This window comes from Actinomadura sp. 7K534 (genome assembly GCF_004348575.1).
Lineage (GTDB): Bacteria > Actinomycetota > Actinomycetes > Streptosporangiales > Streptosporangiaceae > Spirillospora > Spirillospora livida.
The window spans coordinates 1-16,008 of the sequence record NZ_SMKB01000168.1 but is presented as its reverse complement, the minus strand read 5'-3'; the positions used below and the strand labels follow the sequence as shown (position 1 = coordinate 16,008).

Sequence of the window (16,008 nt, the reverse complement as noted above, 5' to 3'; positions counted from 1 at the left end):
CCCTGACCCCGCCGCCCCTGAACCTGCCCGCCTCGACGCCGGCTCTCAGGTGCGGGCCACCTTCCGGGGGAAGATGACGGCGATCAGCCAGACGGCCAGCAGCATGAGGCCGGCGCACCAGAGCATCCCGACCCAGAGCTCGGAACCCGGCGCCTGACCGTTCAGCAGCGCGCGCGAGGAGTCGATGACGGGCGTCATCGGCTGGTGCTCGGCGATCGGCCGCAGCCAGGCGGGCATGGTCTCCACACGCGCGAAGCCGCTGGAGATGTAGGGCAGGAACAGCAGGATGAAGCCGTAGCCGGTGGCGGCCTCGGCCGACCCCGCCACCATCCCGAGCATCGCGAACACGCATGTGATCACCAGGATCCACACCGCGATGATCCCGACCGCGCCGAGGAACTGCGGGACGCTCGCGCCGGTGCGGAATCCGACGGCGAAGCCCACGAGGAGGACCACCGTGGTGGCCAGCAGGTTGCGCACCATCGACGACGCCGCGTGCCCCAGCAGCACCGTCACGGACGGGAACGGCATGGTGCGCAGCCGGTTCATGAACCCGGTCGTCATGTCGTTGCTGACCACGACGGAGGTGTGGGAGGCGCCGAACCCCGCCGCGATCAGGGCGACGGCCGGCAGGACGAACGCGAGGTACGCCTCGCGCGCCCCGGCCGCGTCGCCGCCCTCCCCGACGTCCATGGCGCCGCCGAGGACGTAGGTGAAGATCAGCATGAGCATGACGGGCAGGAGGATCGCCATCAGCAGCGACTCGCCGTCGCGGAAGGAGTGCTTGAGGCTCCGGGCGGTGAAGACGCGCAGGCCGGCGAGGAACCCGGCACCGCGCGCCGGAGGGTGCGGCGGCGCGGGAGTCGCCGTTGGGATCGCGGTCCTCGGGGTCGTGGTCATGACGCCTGCTTTCCGGTGAGCTGGAGGAAGACCTCGTCGAGGGTGGGCCGGTGGACCGTGACCCGGACGTCGGGCCGTTCGGCGGCCAGGGCGGCGAGGTGCCGGGAGATCTCCAGGGCCGTGCCGCGGGTGGCGATCTCCTCGGTGACCCTGCCCTGGCCGTCGTGCAACCGGATGGTGGAGCCGCCCACGCGTTCCTTGAGCTGGGAGGCGGTCCCGTCGGCGACGACGCGGCCGCCGTTCAGGACCATGATCCGGTCGGCCAGGACGTCGGCCTCTTCGAGGTACTGGGTGGTGAGGAAGATCGAGGTGCCGTCCCCGGCCAGGGCGGTGATCTCGTCCCACAGCGTCTGCCGGCTGCGGGTGTCCAGGCCGGTGGTCGGCTCGTCGAGGAAGAGCAGCCGCGGCCGCGCGATGAGGCCGACCGCGATGTCGAGCTTGCGGCGCATGCCGCCGGAGTAGCCGCTCACCCGCCGGCCCGCCGCCGCGGCGAGCTCGAACCGGTCGAGCAGGCCGGCGGCGCGGGCCGCGGTGTCGCGGCGGGAGAGGCCGAACAGCCGGCCCATCATGTGCAGGTTCTCGATGCCGGTGAGCCGCTCGTCCACGGCGGCGTACTGACCGGTCAGCGAGATCAGGCGCTGGATCCTCCGCTTGTCCCGGCGGACGTCCAGGCCGAGGACGCGGGCGGTCCCGGAGTCGGCGGGCGTCAGCGTGGACAGGATGTTGACCAGCGTGGTCTTCCCGGCGCCGTTGGGGCCGAGGAGCGCGTGGATGCCCGGGGGGAGCGTCAGGTCGAGGCCCTTGATGACCTCGTTGCCCCCGAAGCCCTTGCTGAGCCCGTCGAGCTCGATCAGCGGCGAATCTGTGTATGACATACACTGAGTATGGCATAAACAGTATGCGACGTACACAGTGAGCGGGCGCGCACCCGGTCACGAGCGAGAAGCGCGAGTGGGAACATCGAACACATGGCAGACACGACCGGGACCGGCCTACCGCAGCCCCTCGCGATCGCCTGGGGCATGCAGGAGACCCCGCAGCGCGGGCCGGCACGCGGGCTGACCCATGACCGGATCATCGCGGCCGCCATCGAGATCGCCGACGACAAGGGCCTCGGCGCCGTGACGATGCAGGCGGTGGCGAAGTCGCTGGACTTCACCACCATGTCCCTCTACCGGTACGTGTCGAGCAAGGACGACCTCGTGCGCCTCATGCAGGACGCCGCGCTGACCGCCGCGGAGACGGTCGAACTGCCCGGCGACTGGCGCGAGGCGATCAGGATGTGGGCGGGGCTGATCCGGGACGCCTACCGCGCCCACCCCTGGGTGCTGGAGATCCCGCGCGGGCAGACGACCGTCCTGATGCCCGCCTCGGTCCGGGCCGCCGACCTCGGGCTCGCGGCGCTGTCGGGCCTCGACCTCGCGGCCGACGAGAAGGTCGCCGCGATCCTGCTCGTCTCCCAGCACGTCGTGTCCATGGTCGAGCTGGAGCGATCCCTCGCAGCGGAGGGCAGGCCCGCCATCACCTCCGACGGGGTGGCCGCGCTGCGGAAGGTCATCACCGCCGAGCGCTTCCCGCACGTCGGCTCGATCATGGCCGCCGGCGGGTACGTCGTCGACGGCGAGTCGGTGGCCGAGGCGGAGGGCGTGGACGACGAGTACGAGTTCGGCCTCGACCTGCTCATCGCCGGCCTCGAAGCCCTCGAACACCGCCGACGCGGAGCCTAGGCGACGGCGTACGACCGCCCTTCGCGGCCGGCATCGGCGATCGCCCCCGCAGTTCCTCCGGCCCCTTGCAGAAACGTCCGGTAATCAATCGACCACCCTTGGTTATCATGAGGGGGCGATCGGCTAGCACGACCGCAGAGAACTCAAGTGCAGAGGGCCGCCGTGACGACGACGACTGACGACGCAGCAGCATCCGGCGACGCGCGCCGCGCCGAGCTGGCCGCGGTGACGTGCACGGAAGAGCTGGCGAGACTCCTGGCCGAGCAGTACGCGCGAGCCGATGTCTCGCTGCGCGAACTGGAGCTGCGGACACAGCGGTCGGGCGGGATCCGGCTGGCACGGACGACCTGTTCGGACATGCTGGCCGGCCGCAGGTTCCCCAAGAAGGCGATGATGGTCGCCTTCCTGCGGGCATGCCAGGTTCCCGAAGAGGAAGTCCCCGACTGGGAGCGGGCTTGGGCACGGGTGAAGATGTCCCAAGTATCCGCGACACAGGTTTCCGCGACGCAGGTCTCCGTGGCGCGGCCCGCGGAGCCCGACGAGGTGGAACGGCCACTCCGGCCTTCTCCCGGCGATGCCGGGGACGGCGGCGCAGCGGCGGGCCGGGACGTCCGGCCGGTAATGGGCCGCGCCTTCCGCGTCCAGAGGCCCACGCGGCGACGCGTGGTCCTGGTGGCCGGGCCGGCCGCCGCCCTGGGCCTGGTCGCGGTCATCGGCTTCACCGCGTTCACCGGCCCCCCTCCTCCCCGCACCGTCGCCGACGACGGCCGCGCGTTCACGACCGGCGGGTCGAGCCGGTTCTCCGTGACCGTCGATCCCGCCCACACCGAGATACGGCTGACCCGCCGGCTCGACGCCATCATCGGGGGGCAGACCGCGACCATCGCCGTGGACGGGGCCCTGGCCGGGGTATGGCAGCCCCTGCCCGCGGAGACGCGGGGCTGGCGGGAGCAGAGCGTCGTACTCCCCCCTGCGCTGACCCGGGGGCACCGCCGGTTCACCATCACCAACACGTTCGTGTCCTCGGAGATGGACTTCAACGAGTTCACGTACTTCGTCGACCAGAAGGTCGGCGGAGAGTGGTCCCGGGCCGACACCGTCGACGTCGGCCCGTACCACCCCGGCAGCGAAGCCGCGCACCAGTACCGCATCACACGGCAGAACTGGGCCGGAAAACGCGACCTCAGCTACCTGGAGTGACGCACGCGCCAGCGCGGTCTCACGCGATGTCGACGTAGTCCAGCTCGGCCCACCGGTCGCGGTGCTGAAAACGCAGGGTGTTCCAGCCTCGGGCCAGCCTGAGCGTGGCCGGCGCCTCTCTCCAGACGTCCCAGCCATGGGCCGGATAATCCAGCACGAACCGGGTCGCGCCGTTCACCGTCACGAGGTGCCGGGCGTCGCCGTACCCGGCGGCGTACCCCACGCGCGCCGTGTAGTCCCCGGCGACCGGCGCGAACACCCGGACGTCGACCCAGCTGTCCTCGTGGTCCAACCCGGCGACGACGGCCCCCTGGGACGCTCCGGCGGCGCCTTCGCGGATCCGGGCGTTGTTCAGCGCACCGCCCTCGGCCTCGTAACGGGCCAGGCTTCCCCGTACGACGGGGCGGTCGTCCGCCCACCCCAGGTCCGCCCTGTAGGTCCAGCGCGCCCTTCCCTTCCAGCCGTGGAAGAAGATGTCGTCGCCGAGCACGTCCGCGCCGCCGGGGCCCTGCACCGCGCCGCCGAGGGTCTCGGTCGTCATCAGCGGCGGATGCGCCTTGACGAAGGGCTCCGCCAGGGAGGGGGACGTGGCGTACCTGGTGGAGTAGCCGTTCCCGGTGTAGGCACCGCCCGCGAAGAAGAGCACGTACCGGGAAGGGCGCTTGACCAGCACGGGCGCCTCGATCACGCCGTCCTCATCGGGATGGTCGTTGCGGATCAGCTCCCTGCGGGGGCCGACGAAGCCGATCCCGTCCGGACGCACCTGCTGCAGCCAGATGATCGAGGGCTTCCGGGGGTCCAGCGCGTTCCCGTCGCTCTTGTAGAGCAGGTACCGCCGGCCGTCACCGTCGACGAAGCTCGCCGGGTCGATGTCGCCGCCCTCGGCCGCGTCGCAGACGAGAGGGCCGGCGCCGACGGGCCGGAACGGGCCGAGCGGCCCGTCCGCGAGCGCGGCGCCGACGCACATGCGCGTGGTCGCGGTGCTCCGGGCGGTGAAGTACATGAGGTACCGGCCGTCCTCGCGCCGGGAGACGTCCGGCGCCCAGAAGCCGTGCTCCCTGTCCGCCCAGTCCGGCTTCGCGGGCAGGGCGTCGCCGCGCATCGTCCAGGGCCCGGCGGCCGACGGCGCTCCGGCGACGGGAACCGTGCCGGCCGCACTGGTGGTGGAGTAGGCGAAGAAGGCGGAACCGACCCGGAGGACGTCCGGGTCGGGGAAGTCGGCGGCGATGATCGCTGTGGGAGGCGCCGCGAGCGGTGCCGCGGTCGCCGTTCCGGAGTGCGCAAGGGCCGCCGTCAGCACGGTGACCAGCAGCAAGGCCGGGCCACACGATCGCATCGCGCTCTCCTCGTACGTACGGGAGCGGACGGCCTGCGCCGCTCAGATCAACAATGACCAATGGCAGTCGTGCGAACACTGTCGGTGATGGTACCTGGTCATCACCTCACTCTCGGCAGGCCGTGTCCCAGGCCGTCCCGCGCCGTCCCGGACGGCGACCGCGCGTGTCCGGTCGCGGCCGGACCTCGCGGCGCGGCCGGCCTTATCGGCGCGCAGCCGGCACGGATCCGGCCGAGCCCGTCCGGGCTCGTCCGCGGTCCTGTTGGACACCGCACCGGCCGGGTTTTGCTCTGTCTCGGCGCCGGCCGATGCCACGGCCGCGACGCCGGACCATCCGACATCTGCAGAGATGCAGCGTGCGACAGGAGAGATCATGAACAGGAAACGCCTGGCCCTGCTCCCGGCCCTCACCGCCGGGATCATCGCCTGCACCGCCGCGGCGGCCCAGGCCTCGACCATCGTCGTGTACGAGGGCAGCCACTTCACGGGCGCGTCGATGACCATCGACGCGTGCGGGCCGAGCGACATCCCCGAGCGGTTCCACGGCTCCTACAAGTGGTACGCGACGGGGCAGAGCGCCTCGATGTACAACCTGCCCGGCGGCAAGGGCCGCGTCCACCACAAGCTCAGCGCCCACTGGGACAACGAGCAGAAGACGCCCTTCGGCTGGAAAAGCATGATCATCCACTGCTGACCCGCCCCGGCGATCGGGGCACGCCGGCGTCCCGCCCACGTTCCGCGCGGACGCCGGCGTGTCCCGCGACACCCGCAACACGCTGAAACCGTCAATCGACAGGAGGAGGCTCCACAGTGAAGCCCTGCCATGTTCCGCCCACCCATGATCCGGAAGTCATCAAGACCGTCTACCGGACCGGCCTGCGGCTCAAGGTGTCCGCCAAGGTGATGCTGGCCGGCTTCGAAGCCGGCTGGGTCGAGTCGCAGATGAACAATCTCCCCTGCGGGGACCGCGACTCCCTCGGGGTGTTCCAGCAGCGCCCCAGCCAGGGATGGGGCACCCCCGAACAGATCATGAACGTGTCCTACGCCGCGGAGCAGTTCTTCGTCCGCGCCGTCCGCGCGGAGCGGCGCTTCCCCACGCTCACGCCCGGGCTGACCGCGCAGGAGGTCCAGCGTTCCGCGTTCCCGTCCAGGTACGACCAGCAGGAGGCCAAGGCCAGAGCCCTGCTGGACGAGGCCGCGCGGAGCGTGGGCGAGCCCGGACCGCGGCCGGAGTCCCGGGTGAGCGTCGGTGTGCCGTCGGTGGTGGACACCGGAAAAGGGATGGTGGTGTTCGGGGTCGATCCGGCCGGAGGCGTCACGCATCGGTGGCAGAGCGGCGCGGGCGGCGCCTGGTCGGCGTGGACGCCGCTGGGCCGGCCCGCACCGGGCGCCGTCGGACGGCCGTTCCCGCTGGTGGGACGCTACGGCAAGCTCGTGGTCTTCGTCCGGGGCGCCGACGGAGCCCTGTGGCACACCTGGCAGTCCGAGGAGGGGGCGTGGGCCCCCGACTGGGCACCGCTGGGCGGCCGCCTGGCCTCGGACCCGGCGGTGGTGCTGTCCCCCAACGGCGCACTGTCGGTCTTCGCCCGCGACCCCGGCGGCCGCCTCACCCACACCTGGCAACACGGCCCCGAACAAGGCCACCGCTGGAACCCGACCTGGGCCGACATGGAAGGCAACCTCCAAGGCCGCCCCACCGCACTCATCGGCCGCGACGGAGGAATGGTCGTCTTCACCCAAGGCACCGACGGACAACTCCACCACCGCTGGCAAACCGGAACCGGCGGCCCCTGGTCCGCCTGGACACCACTCGGCGGCCGCATCTCCGACGACCCCGCGGTGGTCCTCAACCCCAGCGGAGACCTGTCGGTGTTCGCCCTCGGCCCCGGCGGCCATGTCACCCATACCTGGCAGCGGGGCGCCGGACACGGACACGCCTGGAACCCGACCTGGGTCGACATGGGAGGCGACCTCGGCCGCCACACGGCCGGCGTTCCGTAACGCGGGCCGCCGAACGGGCCGAACATGAACGAGCCCCGGACCTGCGCGGTCCGGGGCTCGTTCTATGGAGTCGCTCAGATGAGGCCGAGCTTGCGGACGGCGTCGCGCTCCTCCGACAGCTCGGCGACCGAGGCGTCGATGCGGGCGCGGGAGAAGTCGTCGATCTCCAGGCCCTGCACGATCTCCCACTTCCCGTCCTTGGTGGTGACCGGGAAGGACGAGATCAGGCCCTCGGCGACGCCGTAGGAGCCGTCCGACACGACGGCCATCGACGTCCAGTCGCCGTCGGCGGTGCCGTTCACCCAGGTGTGGACGTGGTCGATCGCCGCGGACGCGGCCGACGCCGCCGACGACGCGCCGCGCGCCTCGATGATCGCGGCGCCGCGCTTGGCGACGGTCGGGATGAAGTCGTTCTCCAGCCAGTTCTGGTCGTTGACCGTCTCGGCGGCGTTCTTGCCGGCGATCTCGGCGTGGAAGATGTCCGGGTACTGGGTCGCGGAGTGGTTGCCCCAGATCGTCATCCGGCGGATGTCGGAGACCGAGACGCCCGCCTTCTTCGAGAGCTGCGCGAGCGCGCGGTTGTGGTCGAGGCGCGTCATCGCGGTGAAGCGCTCGGCGGGGACGTCCGGCGCGTGCTGCTGCGCGATCAGGGCGTTGGTGTTGGCCGGGTTGCCGACCACCAGCACCTTGATGTCGTCGGCCGCGCCGGCGTTGATCGCCTCGCCCTGCGGCTTGAAGATGCCGCCGTTGGCCTCCAGCAGGTCGCCGCGCTCCATGCCCTTCGTCCGGGGGCGGGCCCCGACGAGCAGCGCGACGTTGGCGCCCTCGAACGCCTTGTTCGCGTCGTCGAAGATGTCGATCCCGGACAGCAGCGGGAACGCGCAGTCGTCCAGCTCCATCGCGGTGCCCTCGGCGGCCTTCACCGCCTGCGGGATCTCCAGGAGCCGCAGGCGCACGGGTACGCCCTCGCCGAGCAGGTGCCCGGACGCGATGCGGAACAGCAGCGCGTAGCCGATCTGGCCCGCGGCGCCGGTGACGGTGACGGTGACTGGGGTGCGAGTCATTCCTTCTTCTCCTGCTGCTGTGTCCGGAGCCCGCCGCCGCGCGGGTTCTCTCGCCATCGAGATATTTCCGGGCTCAGGTTATCGCGCGTCCCCTACCCGCCATCGCCCAGGTGCACCACCCGGCATGGCGGACATGCCCCGAACACGCGGAAGGCCGCCCCGGACGAATCCGGAGCGGCCTCCAAGCGACGGCGGGGTCAGCCGTTGATCTTCTTCTGGAGGTTGGTGTCGAGGGCCTCCAGGAATTCCTGCGTGGTCAGGAAGGGCGTGTCGCGCCCGACCAGGAGGGCCAGGTCCTTGGTCATCTGGCCGCTCTCGACGGTGTCCACGCAGACCTGCTCCAGCTTGCGGGCGAAGTCGCTCACCTCGGGCTGGTCGTCGAGCTTGCCGCGGTGCTCGAGGCCGCGGGTCCAGGCGAAGATCGACGCGATGGGGTTGGTCGACGTCGGCTTGCCCTGCTGGTGCTGCCGGTAGTGCCGGGTCACCGTGCCGTGCGCGGCCTCGGCCTCGACGGTCCTGCCGTCGGGGGTCATGAGGACGGACGTCATGAGGCCGAGCGAGCCGAAGCCCTGCGCGAGGGTGTCGGACTGCACGTCGCCGTCGTAGTTCTTGGCGGCCCAGACGAAGCCGCCCTCCCACTTCAGCGCCGCGGCGACCATGTCGTCGATGAGGCGGTGCTCGTACTCAAGGCCCTTGGACTCGAACTCGGCCTTGAACTCCGACTCGTAGATCTCCTGGAAGATGTCCTTGAAGCGGCCGTCGTAGGCCTTCAGGATCGTGTTCTTCGTGGACATGTACAGCGGCATCCCGCGCTCCAGCGCGTACCGCATCGTCGCCCGCGCGAAGTCGCGGATCGAGTCGTCGTAGTTGTACATGCCCATGGCGACGCCGCCGCCGGGGAAGTCGGCGACCTCGAACTCCATCGGCTCCGAGTCGTCGGCGGGGGTGTAGGTGATCGTCACCTTGCCCGGGCCGGGGACGACGAAGTCGGTCGCCTTGTACTGGTCGCCGTGCGCGTGGCGGCCGATGATGATCGGCTTGGTCCAGCCGGGGACGAGCCGGGGGATGTTGGAGCAGATGATCGGCTCACGGAACACCACGCCGCCCAGGATGTTGCGGATCGTCCCGTTCGGGGACCGCCACATCTTCTTCAGGCCGAACTCCTCGACGCGCGCCTCGTCGGGGGTGATGGTCGCGCACTTCACGCCGACGCCGTGCTCGCGGATGGCGTTCGCGGCGTCGATCGTGACCTGGTCGTCCGTGGCGTCACGGTGCTCGATCCCCAGGTCGTAGTACTTCAGGTCGACATCGAGGTAAGGCAGGATCAACTGGTCCTTGATGAATTTCCAGATGATCCGGGTCATTTCGTCGCCGTCGAGTTCGACGACCGGGCCCGCTACTTTGATCTTGGGCATGCTGTTGCTGTCCCTTTCCTACACCTGGCCAGCGGTGAGCCCTTGTCATCCACGATGGGCGGTATGGCGGTGTCGCGCCGCCGGGACACCCCGGACGAAAGGGACTCGGTCCTTGTAAGGCTCAACTGGCAAGGCTATCCGAGGCGCTCGGAAGGTCTAGACCTGCCCTCGGCTTTGCGGTGGGCCATGACCACCTTCACCTGGGACGACGTGCTCGCCCGGGGGGCCGGCCCGGCGCCCGCCGACGAGCAGCCTCACCGTCCGGGCCAGCAGGACGAGCAGGATCAGCACGCCGAACGCGCCCGCGAGGATGAGTCCCGTCTTGTGCATCGGCGGGACGCTGAGCGAGACGAAGGCGACCATCTCGCCGAGGATGACCAGCGTCCAGCAGTCGATGGACCGGCTGCGGACCGCGAGCGGCCCGAGCTGCGACTCCGGCAGCAGCAGCCGCGCGAGCGCCCCGATGAGCAGCGCGGCCGCCATGAGGCCGGCGCCCTTGCGGAAGTAGTTGAAGGCGCAGAGCGTGAGGCCGGCGCCGACGCCGCTGAGCACGATCAGGTACGGCAGCTGCGCGAGCCAGCGCGGCGCGGCGCCCCTGCCGCGCGGCGCTTTGCGCCGCCGCCGATGCACCTGAGTGCTCATACCGTCCTCCAGCCCCCGCCCACCGCCATTCAACGGACGAGCTCCACTCGGCTCACCGTCCTCCAGCCCCGCCCACCGCCACTCAACGGACGGGCTCCGCTCGGCTCAAGTCACGGTATAGGCATTCGGTTTCCCGCACGACATCCTCCCGAAGCCTCCGGTCGGAGCGCGCGGCGCGGCGATCTTCCATCGGTCCGGGCGCCCGGCTTGTGGCCCGGCGCGGAAAAGGTGGTGGGACGGGTGGGGCGGAAGCGATGCCCGAGAGGCCGGGACGCCCCGCGCCATCGGGGCTACTCGCCAGTAGGAGGGTGTGACGGTGACGCGCCCGGGTAACCCGGCAGACAGGGGTCGCTAACTAGCTGGGAGGACTGCCGTGGAGGGGCCGTTCATGCGGATCGAGGACAGCGGGCTGGTGGTGCCGCTGCGCCCCGACGTTACGACGGTCGGGAGAGGGAGAGGAGTCGACGTACGCCTCGACGACCCGAGTGTGTCCCGTTTGCACGCAGAAATCGTCCGACGCGGTCCGTACGTCTACGTGGTGGACATGGGCCTGTCCCGCAACGGGACCCGAGTCAACGGCAGGCCGATCGCCCGCCGTGTCCTGGAGGACGGCGACGTCGTGAGCTTCGGCACGGCGCGCTGCCGGATGGGGGGGATCCCCCGTGAGGAGGTCGACCCGGACGTCGAACTCCGGCGCGCCGTGGCACCCGAGCTCACCCGCCGCGAGGTCGACGTGCTGACCTCGCTCTGCCGTCCCGCACTGTCCGACGAGGCGTTCGTGGCCCCGGCCACGGCGCGCGACATCGCCGGAGAGCTGGTGGTGACGGAGGCGGCCGTCAAGCAGCACCTGCTGCGCCTCTACCAGAAGTTCCGGATCCCCGAGGGCGCCAACCGGCGCACGCGGCTCGCCAACGAGGTCATCGCGATGGGCCTCGTCCGGCCGCTGCCGCCGGTGCACGTCCCGCAGGGCCGCCCGCCGATGGACGGGCGGGTCCCCGGGGTCCGCGGCACGACCGAGACCCGCAGGGCGGGCACGGGACACGGTCACGCCAACGGTCCGGGCCGCCCGGCGCCGAGCGCGGCGGGACGGAGGGCCAGTTGAGGTGAGCCTGCGGTCGCCCTCCCGGCAGCGCGATACGAGGGCGATCGCTGAACCGGCCCGTGCGGGGCCGCGCGTGTGACGGCGCGGTCCCGTACCGGGAAGCAGTCGCGCAGGCCGTCACCGGGGTGCTGGTGGCGGCCTTCGCGTGCGTACGGCGGGGCGGGTCGGAGCCGGCGGCGGGTCAGGCCCGCTCGGCGGCCTCGACGACGTTCGCCAGGAGCATCGCGCGGGTCATCGGGCCGACGCCGCCCGGGTTCGGCGCGACCCACCCGGGGACGTCGCGGACGTCGGCGGCGACGTCCCCGGCGAGCTTGCCGTCCACCCGGGACACGCCGACGTCCAGCACGGCGGCGCCGGGCTTGACCATGTCGCCGGTGATGAGGCCGGGCACGCCCGCGGCGGCCACGACGATGTCGGCGGCGCGGGTGTGCGCGGCGAGGTCGCGGGTCGCGGTGTGGCAGAGCGTGACGGTCGCGTTCTCGGAGCGGCGGGTCAGCAGCAGGCCGAGCGCGCGCCCGACGGTGATGCCGCGGCCGACGACGGTGACCTCCGCCCCCTTGATCGGGACGTCGAAGCGGCGCAGCAGCTCCACGATGCCCTTCGGCGTGCAGGGCAGCGGGCCGGGCTGCATGAGGACGAGCCGCCCGAGGTTCGTGGGGTGCAGGCCGTCGGCGTCCTTGGCCGGGTCGATGCGTTCGAGGACCCGCTGCTCGTCCAGGCCCTTCGGCAGCGGGAGCTGGACGATGTAGCCGGTGCACGCGGGATCGTCGTTGAGTTCGACGACGGCGCGTTCGACCTCGTCCTGGGTGGCGGTGGCGGGCAGGTCGCGGCGGATGCTCTGGATCCCGACCTCGGCGCAGTCCCGGTGCTTCATGTTGACGTAGGAGTGGCTGCCGGGGTCGTCGCCCACCAGCACGGTGCCGAGGCCGACGTGCACGCCGCGGTCGCGGAGCGCCTCGACGCGTACCTTGAGGTCGGAGCGGATCTCCGCGGCCGTGGCCTTGCCGTCCAGAATCTGTGCCGTCATGCGTTCCTCCGCGGTCTCGCCGGAGGCCCGTCCACCCAGGCGCGCGGTGTCCGGACCGTCGATCGCTCCCCGGTGGTGATCCACCTTGACCGCGCCAGTCGCGTGAAAACCATGGTAGTCGGCGGTGCGCCGGCCCCCGGGACGGTCAGTCCTCGGAGCGGCTGCGCCGGGCGATGGCGCGGTCGGTGCCGTGCCAGCCGATATGTGCGGCCAGGACCGCGGCCAGGAAGGCGGCGAGCAGGCCGATCACCTGCCGGGACTCCATCAGCAGCGTGGCCGCCTGGTAGACCGAGGCCAGCATGAGCGACAGCAGCACATCCATCCGCGCCTCCAGCAATGCGAACGTCGCGCCGGGGTCAACGGGGAGTCATGGGACGCGACGAGCCCGAGGCTACCCGCAGAAGAGACGGTGCAGAACGCCTAAACCCGGTGCGGCGGTGTTCTCCGCCACACCGGGCCGGCCGCGCGTCAGTGGAAGAAGTGCCGGACGCCCGTGAAGTAGAGGCTGATCCCGGCCTTCTCGGCGGCGGCGATCACCTTGTCGTCGTTGACCGAGCCGCCGGGCTGGACGACCGCCCGCACGCCCGCTCCGGTCAGCACCTCCAGGCCGTCCGGGAAGGGGAAGAACGCGTCGGACGCGCCCACGGCGGACGCGGCGCGCTCCGCTCCGGCCCGCTCGACGGCGAGCCTGGCGGAGTCGACCCGGTTGACCTGGCCCATGCCGACGCCGACGGTGGCGCCGTCCGCGGCGAGCAGGATCGCGTTGGACTTCACCGACCGCACGGCCCGCCACGCGAACGCCAGGTCGGCGAGCGTGGCCTCGTCCGCGGCGCCGCCGGCCTTGAGCTCCCAGGTGGCCGGGTCGTCGCCGGAGGCGTCGACCCGGTCGACGCTCTGCAGCAGGACGCCGCCGTCGATGCGCCGGTACTCCGACGCGTTCGCGGGCCCCTCCGGGCAGCGCAGCAGGCGGATGTTCTTCTTGCGGGTGAGGACCTCCAGGGCGCCGTCCTCGAAGCCGGGCGCGACCAGGACCTCGGTGAAGACCTCCGCGACCTGCTCGGCCATCGCGGCGGTCACCGGGCGGTTCACCGCGATCACGCCGCCGAACGCCGACAGCGGGTCGCAGGCGTGCGCCTTGCGGTGCGCCTCGGCGACGTCCGCGCCGACCGCGATGCCGCACGGGTTGGCGTGCTTGATGATCGCGACGGCGGGCTCGGCGAAGTCGTAGGCGGCGCGGCGCGCGGCGTCCGCGTCCACGTAGTTGTTGTAGGACATCTCCTTGCCGTGGAGCTGCTCCGCCCCGGCGAGGCCGCCGCCCGACGCGTCCGTGTAGAGCGCGGCGCGCTGGTGGGGGTTCTCGCCGTACCGCAGGACGTTCGCGCGCTCCCACGTCACGCCGAGGAAGTCGGGCCACTGCGCTTCGGCGGCCGTCTCGTCGGGCGCGTAGCTGCTCGCGAACCAGGACGCCACGGCAACGTCGTAGGACGCGGTGTGCGCGAACGCGAGCGCGGCGAGGCGGCGCCGCTCCGCGAGGGTGAAGCCCCCGGCCCGCACGGCGTCCAGGACCGTTCCGTAGGCGGACGGGTCGACGACGACGGAGACGCTCGCGTGGTTCTTCGCCGCGGCGCGGACCATGGTGGGGCCGCCGATGTCGATCTGCTCGACGCACTCGTCCGGCTTCGCGCCCGAGTCGACCGTGTCGGCGAACGGGTACAGGTTCGCGATGACCAGGTCGAACGGCTCGACGGCCAGGTCGTCGAGCTGCTGGAGGTGCTCCTCTTTGCGGCGGTCGGCGAGCAGTCCCGCGTGCACCTTCGGGTGCAGGGTCTTGACCCGGCCGTCCAGGCACTCGGGGAACCCGGTGAGCTTCTCCACCTTCAGCACCGGGACCCCGGCGGCGGAGATCCGTCCCGCGGTCGACCCGGTGGAGACGAGCTCCACGCCGGCCTCGTGCAGGCCCCGGGCGAGGTCTTCCAGCCCGGTCTTGTCGTACACGCTGATCAGCGCGCGCTTAATCGCCACCCGACTCACCGGCCGAGCTCCCCTCTTGATCGGACGAACAGGTCCTGCACTTCATGGAGACCCGCCTGCCGCGCGCGGTCCAGCCGTCGCGGGCCAGCCGTCCGACGACGTCGACCAGGAGCCGGCGCTCCACCCGCTTGATGCGCTCGTGCAGGGAGTCCTCGTCGTCATGCCAGCCCACGGGGACGGTCTCCTGGGCGATGACGGGTCCGGTGTCCACGCCTTCGTCGACGAAGTGAACCGTACAGCCCGTCACCTTCACCCCGTACGCCAGGGCGTCCCGTACGGCGTGGGCGCCGGGGAACGACGGCAGCAGCGCCGGGTGGGTGTTGACGGTCCGGCCGCCGAACCGGGCGAGGAAGCGCGGACCGAGGATCTTCATGAAGCCGGCGGACACCACGAGGTCGGGTTCGTGCTCGGCGACCGCCTCGGTGAGCGCGGCGTCCCAGTCGGCACGGGACGGGAAGTCCGGGATCCGGACGGTGAACGTGGGCAGTCCCGAGCGTTCGGCGCGGGCGGTTCCGCCGATATCGTGGCGGTCCGCCCCCACGGCCACCACTTTCGCCCCGTAGGCTGGATCCGCGCACGCGTCGAGCAGCGCTTGTAGGTTGGTCCCCGCGCCGGAGACGAGGACGACGAGCCGGGCGGACACCATGACTCCCTGGTGGACGGTAAGGCGGGGGTTCGGCCATGACGAAGCCTATCGGGCCAGCTCGGCGCGGCTTGACGGCAGACCGCGCGGACCGCGTCCGGATCCGCACCATTCCAGGAGGAACGACACGTGAGCGAGCAGCCGGGCCCTCCGGTCCAGCCCGAAGACCGCCCCGGCGGGCGGCCGGCGGGTGAGCCGCCCGCGGGACAGCCCCGGACGCAGCGCGGCGGATGGCGCGCGCTGTGGCTCGGCGGCATCGCGCTGCTGACCTCGTTCTTCTTCTATCCGCTCGGCCTGGTGCTGGGCATCGCGGCGCTGGTGGTGGGCATCCGCGCCCGCCGGGCCGCGCGCGACGCCAGCGGCTCCGCCCCGGGCGCCGTCCCGGGCATCGTGCTCGGCTCGGTCGGGCTGGCGTTCTCGGTGCTGTCGGTCTCGCTGACGGTGTTCCTGTGGTCGGAGCTGAGCGGCTACCAGAACTGCCTGAGCACCTCCAACACCGCGACCGACGAGCAGGCGTGCCAGGACGAGTTCTACCCCAGGATCGAGGACAAGCTCGGCCTGCCGTCCGGCAGCATGGAGCAGTACGGCGACCTGCTCTAGCCGCTTGCTCTAGCCGCTGGCGGCCTACTCGCGCGGCTCGCCGTGCTCGCCGGGAGGCGGGTCCTCGCGCAGGACGTAGATGGCGCCGCCGCGGTTCTCGGTCCGCCCGGGATCCTCGCGGGGCGGCGGCACGTGCCGCTCCGCGGCCTCCGGCTCAGCCACGGGTTCGGCGGGCGCGTCGTCCACCAGATGGCCTTCGACCACGACCGTCCCGTCGCCCGGCGGCGGCGCGGGCTCCTTCGCGGGCCGCTTCTCGTCCCGGGCGGGCGGTTCGCCGCCGGGTGGCGGGTCCGCCTTCCGGCGGGTGCGGCGGCGGGGCG

Annotated in this window: 16 protein-coding genes and 1 pseudogene; 6 read left to right on the top strand and 11 right to left on the bottom strand. The window is 71.7% G+C overall.

The features are described 5' to 3' along the window. Positions 1–45: 45 nt before the first annotated feature. Positions 46–900, bottom strand: coding sequence for an ABC transporter permease (locus E1266_RS26535; RefSeq protein WP_132051501.1), 855 nt, complete (start codon positions 898–900; stop codon positions 46–48). Beyond that, the gene (locus tag E1266_RS26530) at positions 897–1,775 is read right to left on the bottom strand and encodes an ATP-binding cassette domain-containing protein (RefSeq protein WP_132051499.1); all 879 of its coding nucleotides are present in this window, start codon (positions 1,773–1,775) and stop codon (positions 897–899) included. Before E1266_RS26530 ends, E1266_RS26535 begins: the two co-directional genes overlap by 4 nt. 93 nt (positions 1,776–1,868) lie before the next feature. On the opposite strand from E1266_RS26530, the gene E1266_RS26525 reads away from it, so the two are divergent. Both E1266_RS26525 and E1266_RS26520 read left to right on the top strand, forming a co-directional pair. Beyond that, positions 1,869–2,627: a TetR/AcrR family transcriptional regulator C-terminal domain-containing protein gene (locus tag E1266_RS26525; RefSeq protein ID WP_132051497.1), complete on the top strand. Its 759-nt coding sequence runs from the start codon at positions 1,869–1,871 to the stop codon at positions 2,625–2,627. A gap of 162 nt (positions 2,628–2,789) precedes the next feature. Beyond that, the gene (locus tag E1266_RS26520) at positions 2,790–3,827 is read left to right on the top strand and encodes a helix-turn-helix domain-containing protein (RefSeq protein ID WP_132051495.1); all 1,038 of its coding nucleotides are present in this window, start codon (positions 2,790–2,792) and stop codon (positions 3,825–3,827) included. A gap of 19 nt (positions 3,828–3,846) precedes the next feature. Here the strand turns inward: E1266_RS26520 and E1266_RS26515 are convergent, their stop codons facing one another. Continuing rightward, on the bottom strand, positions 3,847–5,163 hold the full coding sequence (locus tag E1266_RS26515) for a family 43 glycosylhydrolase (protein ID WP_132051493.1): 1,317 nt from the start codon (positions 5,161–5,163) through the stop codon (positions 3,847–3,849). A gap of 373 nt (positions 5,164–5,536) precedes the next feature. Between E1266_RS26515 and E1266_RS26510 the strand changes: the two genes are divergently transcribed. Together E1266_RS26510 and E1266_RS26505 are read left to right on the top strand one after the other, a co-directional pair. After that, complete coding sequence (locus E1266_RS26510; protein WP_165966221.1) at positions 5,537–5,857, top strand: MiAMP1 family antimicrobial peptide; 321 nt, start codon at positions 5,537–5,539, stop codon at positions 5,855–5,857. Positions 5,858–5,973: 116 nt separating this feature from the next. Next, entirely contained in the window at positions 5,974–7,164 is a 1,191-nt protein-coding gene (locus tag E1266_RS26505) for a hypothetical protein (protein ID WP_132051489.1), read from the top strand. 74 nt (positions 7,165–7,238) lie between these two features. Here E1266_RS26505 and E1266_RS26500 read toward each other — a convergent pair whose 3' ends face one another. The 3 genes from E1266_RS26500 to E1266_RS38240 all read right to left on the bottom strand — a co-directional run bounded on the left by E1266_RS26500 (position 7,239) and on the right by E1266_RS38240 (position 10,285). Beyond that, positions 7,239–8,228 carry a malate dehydrogenase gene (locus tag E1266_RS26500; protein WP_132051487.1) on the bottom strand — a complete coding sequence of 330 codons (990 nt, stop codon included), beginning with the start codon at positions 8,226–8,228 and terminating at the stop codon, positions 7,239–7,241. 197 nt (positions 8,229–8,425) lie between these two features. Then, positions 8,426–9,643: an NADP-dependent isocitrate dehydrogenase gene (locus E1266_RS26495; RefSeq protein WP_132051485.1), complete on the bottom strand. Its 1,218-nt coding sequence runs from the start codon at positions 9,641–9,643 to the stop codon at positions 8,426–8,428. A 156-nt stretch (positions 9,644–9,799) separates the two neighbouring features. After that, a complete protein-coding gene (locus E1266_RS38240; protein WP_165966220.1) occupies positions 9,800–10,285 on the bottom strand; it encodes a DUF3017 domain-containing protein in 486 nt (161 codons plus the stop codon). Between the two features lie 388 nt (positions 10,286–10,673). On the opposite strand from E1266_RS38240, the gene E1266_RS26485 reads away from it, so the two are divergent. Next, on the top strand, positions 10,674–11,387 hold the full coding sequence (locus E1266_RS26485) for an FHA domain-containing protein (protein ID WP_221480897.1): 714 nt from the start codon (positions 10,674–10,676) through the stop codon (positions 11,385–11,387). A 181-nt stretch (positions 11,388–11,568) separates the two neighbouring features. Here E1266_RS26485 and E1266_RS26480 read toward each other — a convergent pair whose 3' ends face one another. The 4 genes from E1266_RS26480 to purN all read right to left on the bottom strand — a co-directional run bounded on the left by E1266_RS26480 (position 11,569) and on the right by purN (position 15,091). Beyond that, complete coding sequence (locus tag E1266_RS26480; protein WP_132051481.1) at positions 11,569–12,414, bottom strand: bifunctional methylenetetrahydrofolate dehydrogenase/methenyltetrahydrofolate cyclohydrolase; 846 nt, start codon at positions 12,412–12,414, stop codon at positions 11,569–11,571. Positions 12,415–12,559: 145 nt separating this feature from the next. Further along, on the bottom strand, positions 12,560–12,736 hold the full coding sequence (locus E1266_RS38235) for a hypothetical protein (protein ID WP_165966219.1): 177 nt from the start codon (positions 12,734–12,736) through the stop codon (positions 12,560–12,562). A gap of 146 nt (positions 12,737–12,882) precedes the next feature. Further along, positions 12,883–14,445: a bifunctional phosphoribosylaminoimidazolecarboxamide formyltransferase/IMP cyclohydrolase gene (gene purH, locus E1266_RS26475; protein WP_132051479.1), complete on the bottom strand. Its 1,563-nt coding sequence runs from the start codon at positions 14,443–14,445 to the stop codon at positions 12,883–12,885. Next, positions 14,426–15,091, bottom strand: coding sequence for a phosphoribosylglycinamide formyltransferase (purN, locus tag E1266_RS26470; RefSeq protein WP_132051477.1), 666 nt, complete (start codon positions 15,089–15,091; stop codon positions 14,426–14,428). Before purN ends, purH begins: the two co-directional genes overlap by 20 nt. 126 nt (positions 15,092–15,217) lie before the next feature. On the opposite strand from purN, the gene E1266_RS26465 reads away from it, so the two are divergent. Continuing rightward, positions 15,218–15,688 carry a hypothetical protein gene (locus tag E1266_RS26465; RefSeq protein WP_132051475.1) on the top strand — a complete coding sequence of 157 codons (471 nt, stop codon included), beginning with the start codon at positions 15,218–15,220 and terminating at the stop codon, positions 15,686–15,688. Positions 15,689–15,712: 24 nt separating this feature from the next. Here the strand turns inward: E1266_RS26465 and E1266_RS38230 are convergent. After that, positions 15,713–16,008: pseudogene (locus E1266_RS38230) on the bottom strand (hypothetical protein); the annotation flags it as partial.